The organism is Salinicola sp. (assembly GCF_982684285.1).
In genome coordinates this window covers 1-5,751 of the sequence record NZ_CEXLVS010000218.1, presented here as the reverse complement: position 1 = coordinate 5,751, position 5,751 = coordinate 1, and the positions used below count along the sequence as shown (strand labels likewise).

Sequence of the window (5,751 nt, the reverse complement as noted above, 5' to 3'; positions counted from 1 at the left end):
AGGCGCAAATTCGTCGAACCAGGCGCGCACCCCGGCCAGCGCCGGGTGTTCCAGGTCGCGCTCCAGCAGGCCCCAGACCCGGGGGATGTGGGCCAGATAGCGGGGTTTGCCGTCGCGCAGACAGAGGCGACAGAATTGACCCAGAATCTTGAGCTGGCGCTGGGCACCGATCGCCTCGACACCGGCCCGGAACGTCTCGGCATCCAGGTCGGGGCCGATCCGCCTCGCGGCGAGACAGCGCTGGCGAAAATCCTCGATCCAGAGGTCCATCTCCTGGCGTGACCAGTGGTGATAGCGGCCCCGCAGCAGGGAGATCAGATCGTAGCCAAGTGGCCCGGCCAGCGCGCCCTGGAAGTCGATGATCCAGAGCCGCTCCTGATGGATCATCAGGTTCATGGCGTCGAAATCGCGATGCACGGCGACGGTGGGGAGCCCGGCGATGTGGGTGAGCAGGTGGCGCTTGACCGCGGGCCATTGCGGTGGCGTCTCGATGCCGAGCCAACGGGTCAGGCCCCAGTCGGGGAAGCGGTCCATCTCCTCTTCGAGAAAGTCGGCGGCGTAGCCTGGCAGCGAGGCGGCCGGCGCGAGTCGTTCGATCTGGTCGAGCAGCGCCAGCGCCTGCGAAGTTCCCTCGCGTGCGCCCGACTCGGTGTCGAAGTGATGGTGGAGACTGTCGTTGCCGAGATCGTCGAGCTCGATGAATCCCGAGTCGAGGTCGACGGCGTGCAGGCGGGGTACCGGCAGGCCGGCCTCGCGCCACTCGCGGCCGATGGTCACGAACGGCTGGCTATCCTCCAGCGCCGGCGGCGCGTCCATGACGATCCGTGTCGTGCCGTCCGGGAAGGTGACGCGACAGTAGCCACGCAGGCTGGCGTCGCCGGCCACCGTTTCCAGTCGGCAGGCTTCCGGTGACAGGTGATGCTGGGCGGCGATCCAGTGACGAAGGGCATCCAGGCGCAAGGTCATGCAGGCTTCCGGTAATGATGAGAGGGCGTTCCGGCGCATTGCCGACGACAGCGCTTGCCGCGAGTTGACGGGCCGGAAATGGCACCGCATGCTGGGCTCTAATCCGGAATCGCCGCGCGAGTCCATCGGTGCATCGAGCGCGACAGCGTAGCATCCAGCGGCCGGCGATCAATGTGTCGCGTTCGGACGCCATCGCCAAATCGGCTTGGCCCCCGCCGAAATCTCGGCACGCCCGCGCGGCACCCAGACGGTTCAACAAGGAATGGCTTCGCGGCAAGTCCCGTCGAGGTCTGTATAATACCGACTTCACTCGGCAAGGACACAGAGGACATGGGCAAGCGACTGGTCTGGACTGCCCTCACCGGCCTGATTTCATCGACGGCCCAGGCGGCGCCCCCCGCACCCCTACCGGCGGACCAGCTGGATTGGTCTCCCTGGGGTGACCAGGCACCGGCTGGCGCGCTCTGCGGTGGCCGCTATATCGAACCGGGCTACCTGCTGCCCGAGGGAAAGACCCCCGAAGAGGTGCTGTCCAATTCGGGATCGGCCGAGTACGGCGACGATGGCGAAACCATTCTGGGGGGCAATGTCGTGCTGCGGCGCGGCGAAAGCCAACTGGAGTCGCCGCGGGTGCGGGTCAATGCTGCCCGGGACACGGCCTTCGCCGACGGTCCCCTGACGATCCGCTATCCGGGGATGCTGGTGCGCGGTGACGATGGCCAGGTCTCGCTCGACAGCGACGCGGCGCGCATCGACGACGCCCACTACGTCGTCCATGAACAACGGCTGCGCGGGGATGCCCAGTCGATGCAGCGTCTCGACGACGGCCGCTATCGCATGCGTGAGGCCAGCTTCACCACCTGTGCCCCGGATAGCCGGCTGTGGCGGATCGTGGGCAGCGACGTCACCATCGATCGCGAACAGGGCTTCGGCACCGCTTCCAACGCGCGACTCGAGATGGGAGACGTGCCGGTCTTCTACTGGCCGTGGGTACGCTTTCCCATCGACGATCGCCGCCAGAGCGGGTTCCTGTGGCCGACGATGGGGATCTCCAGCGACGGTCTCGACTACAGCCAGCCCTACTACCTCAATCTGGCGCCCAACTACGACGCGACCATCACCCCGCGGGTCATCTCCGACCACGGCTTCATGCTGGGCGGCGAGTTCCGGTATCTGTTCGGCAGCGACCAGGGGTCCATCGAGGGCGCCTACCTGCCCAATGACAATGGCGGCGAGAACGACAACCCCAACGATCCCAACGATGCCTTCGACGGCGAGGATCGCTGGTACGTCGATTACAGCCACTACGGCTACTTCAGCGACCGGCTGGATTACGCCATGCGTTACGGTGCCGCCAGCGACGGGCGCTATTTCGACGATTTCGGGCGTGATTTCGGTGAGCAGGATACCGAGTACCTCGAGCGTCTGGCGCGGCTGAGCTATCAGGGCACGACCTGGAACCTCGATGCCCGGGCCCAGGGCTACCAGCGCATGGATTATCCTCTCGACGAGGACGATCGGCCGTTCTACAAGCTGCCCAGCCTGACCGCCAATGCACGCTGGGGGCAGGACAACGGTTTCTATCAGGAGTGGAACTCCAACGCGACCTACTTCTGGCGCGATCTGCATGGCGTCGACAGCGACGGTTTCTGGGAGGACGAGGAGACCGGGAATACCCGCCAGATCCGCCTGCGCGAGGCGGCCAACGGGTCGCGCATCAACCTGACCCCGGCCATCGGGTGGCGCGGGCAGCCCAGTTGGGGCTTCCTGGAGCCGCGCTTCCAGCTGTGGCAGACCAATTACGAGCTCGACTACGGCAACCGCGACACCGACCGGGACGAGAGCCTGTCGCGCACGGTACCGGTCTACTCGGTCGACTCCGGCCTGATTTTCCAGCGCGACGTCACGCTGTTCGACAGCGAGTGGAAGCAGACCTTCGAGCCGCGCCTCTACTACGCCTACGTGCCGGAGCGGGATCAGTCGGAGTTCCCCGATTTCGATACCGACGAGCGGGCGATCTCGTGGAGCCAGCTCTGGTCGCCTTATCGCTTCACGGGGGCCGACCGGGTGGGGGACGTCAACAAACTCTCCTACGGCGCCTCGACGCGCTTCCTCGAGGATGACACCGGGCGCGAGCTTCTGGCGCTTTCCGTGGGGCAGAGCGCCTACTTCTCGGATCGCAACATCGATATCGAGGGCGATCCGAACACGCTGCCGGACAAGGAGACCGACTACGAGGACTGGTATCGCGCCACCCGCGACCGTTCGCCGGTGATCACCCAGCTCGACTGGCGTATCAACGATCAGTGGCGCTCGCGTTACGAGTGGTTCTACGATCCGGACCGCTCCAAGACCGAAAAGGCGTCGGCCTATCTCCAGTACCTGAGCCCGGTTGGCCATGTCGTGAACCTTGGCTACCGATGGCAACTCCAAGGGTTCGATCCGTCGGGAGACGAAGAGGATCGCCTGAACTACAGTCGTGAGGATTTCGACGTGTCGTTCGCCTACAAGGCCACGTCATCGTTGGACCTGATAGGCCGTTATCTCTACGACAACACCAACAGCCGCGACCTGGAAACGCTGGCCGGCGTCCAGTTCAACAGCTGCTGCAGCGCGGTCCAGGTGGTATGGCGCGAATGGGTCGAAGACAACGACACCGCCAACACCATCGATGACGACTACACGGATCGAGGCCTGTTCCTGCGCTTCGTGTTCAAGGGACTGGGCGGCGTCGGCCAGGAAGCCGACAGCTACTTTGCCCGCGCGGTACCGGGCTATGAAGCGACGCAGTTCTGACGAAGCGGCTGTTCCGATCAATCCATGTTCACGGCGAGCCCGAACGGCTCGCCTTTCCATCAAGCAAGAGAGGTAGGCATGCGTCCTAGAGTATGGATCCCCCTGGCGCTGGTAATGCTGCTGTCGCCATTGTCGGCGATGGCGGAGGTGGTGCCGCTGGATCGTATCGTCGCCGTGGTCAACGACGATGCCATCATGCAAAGCCAGCTCGAACAGCGGGTCGCCCAGGCGCGCGACCAGCTCCAGGCCAACAACATCCAGATGCCGCCGGAGCGGGCGCTGGAGCGTCAGGTGCTGGACCGCATGATCACCGAGCAGATCGAGTTGCAGATGGCCGAGGATGCCAAGCTGAACATCGACGAGACCCAGCTCAACAGCACCATGCGCGGTATCGCCCAGAACAATGGCATGAGTCTGGACGAGTTCGCGAACACGCTGGAGCAGCAGGGCCAGACCCTGGCGGGAGTGCGTGAACAGGTGCGTCGTGAGCTGCTGATTCGACAGGTGCAGCAGGACCGGGTCGCCAGCAGAGTCACGGTGTCCGATCGTGAGGTCGATCGTTTTCTGGCGCAGCGTGGCGAGAACAGCAATGTCGCCTACCACCTCGCCCAGATTCTGATTGCCGTGCCGCAGTCACCGACGCCGGATCAGGTCACCCAGGCACAGGACGAGGCGCAGAAGCTCTATCAGCAACTGCAGGGTGGCGCTGACTTCCAGCAGCTGGCCGTGGCCGAGTCCGATGATGCGCAGGCGCTGCAGGGGGGCGATCTCGGTTGGCGCCAGGCGGCACAGATTCCCACCATCTTCGCCGACGTGATCCCGGAGCTGTCCAAGGGGGAAGTCAGCGAGCCGATTCGCAGCCCCAGCGGGTTTCACCTGGTCAAGCTGATCGACACCCGTGGTGGCGACAGCGCAAAGATGACCCGGGAGCAGGCGAGCCAGGCGATCTTCCAGCGCAAGGTCAATGACGAGCTGGAAGCCTGGACACAGGAAATTCGCGCCAGCGCCTACATCGACAATCGTCTCGACAACGGCTGATGGCCTCGCCGGTATTGGCACTGACCACCGGCGAACCGGCCGGCATCGGCCCCGAGCTGGCGCTTGCGGCGGCCCGGGACTGGCAGCAACTGGCGGCGACGGTGGTTGCCGTGGGGGACCCGGCGCTGCTGGCCGAGCGTGCCCGGGTGCTGGGCTGGCCGGTCGAGCTGGACATCATCGATCCGGGAGCGAGCCTGCCTGCGCCCACCGCCGGCCGGCTGCCGGTCTGGCCGGTACCGCTGGCGAAGCCCTCGATGCCTGGCCGGCTGGACCCCGCCAACGCCGGCTACGTACTGAAGACGCTGGACGTGGCCATCGAGGCCTGTAGGCGGGGAACGGCCGACGCCATGGTGACGGCGCCGCTGCACAAGGGCGCGATCATCGAGGGCGGGTATCCCGGCTTCACCGGCCATACCGAGTATCTTCGCGACGCCTGCGGTGTCGAGGAGGTGGTGATGATGCTCTCCACCGAACGCACTTCCAGGCCACTGCGGGTAGCGCTGGCGACCACCCACCTGCCGCTCTCCCGGGTGGCCGAGGCGATCACCGAAGCAGGCCTGATGCGCGTCATCCGGATCCTGGCGGCAGAGCTGAACCGGCGCTTCGCCATCGTCTCGCCCCGGATCCTCGTCTGCGGGCTCAACCCCCACGCCGGGGAGGACGGGCACCTGGGGCGCGAGGAGATCGAAGTCATCACGCCGGCGCTGGATCGGCTGCGCGACGAGGGCCTCGATCTGGTGGGGCCTCTACCGGCGGACACGCTGTTCACGCCCCGTCATCTCGATCACGCCGATGCCGTGCTGGCGATGTATCACGATCAGGGCCTGCCGGTGCTCAAGTACGCCGGATTCGGGCAGGCCGCCAATATCACGCTGGGCCTGGGAATGGTTCGCACCTCTGTCGATCACGGTACCGCCCTGGATCTCGCCGGCACCGGCCTGGCCGATGTGG

The 5,751-nt window shown here is 65.6% G+C and carries 4 protein-coding genes; 3 read left to right on the top strand and 1 reads right to left on the bottom strand.

Annotated elements, in window-relative coordinates; genetic code table 11:
- Positions 1 to 966, bottom strand: a 966-nt coding sequence (locus tag AC3AYF_RS16295) for an aminoglycoside phosphotransferase family protein (RefSeq protein WP_487780010.1), incomplete at its 3' end; no start/stop codon positions are given.
- Between the two features lie 330 nt (positions 967 to 1,296).
- On the opposite strand from AC3AYF_RS16295, the gene AC3AYF_RS16290 reads away from it, so the two are divergent.
- The 3 genes from AC3AYF_RS16290 to pdxA all read left to right on the top strand — a co-directional run.
- A complete protein-coding gene (locus tag AC3AYF_RS16290) occupies positions 1,297 to 3,762 on the top strand; it encodes an LPS-assembly protein LptD (RefSeq protein ID WP_295036122.1) in 2,466 nt (821 codons plus the stop codon).
- A 78-nt stretch (positions 3,763 to 3,840) separates the two neighbouring features.
- On the top strand, positions 3,841 to 4,800 hold the full coding sequence (locus AC3AYF_RS16285; RefSeq protein WP_295036121.1) for a peptidylprolyl isomerase: 960 nt from the start codon (positions 3,841 to 3,843) through the stop codon (positions 4,798 to 4,800).
- Positions 4,800 to 5,751 (top strand): 4-hydroxythreonine-4-phosphate dehydrogenase PdxA (pdxA, locus tag AC3AYF_RS16280; protein ID WP_487780009.1); only part of this gene is annotated, 952 nt, incomplete at its 3' end. The genes AC3AYF_RS16285 and pdxA, both read left to right, overlap by 1 nt.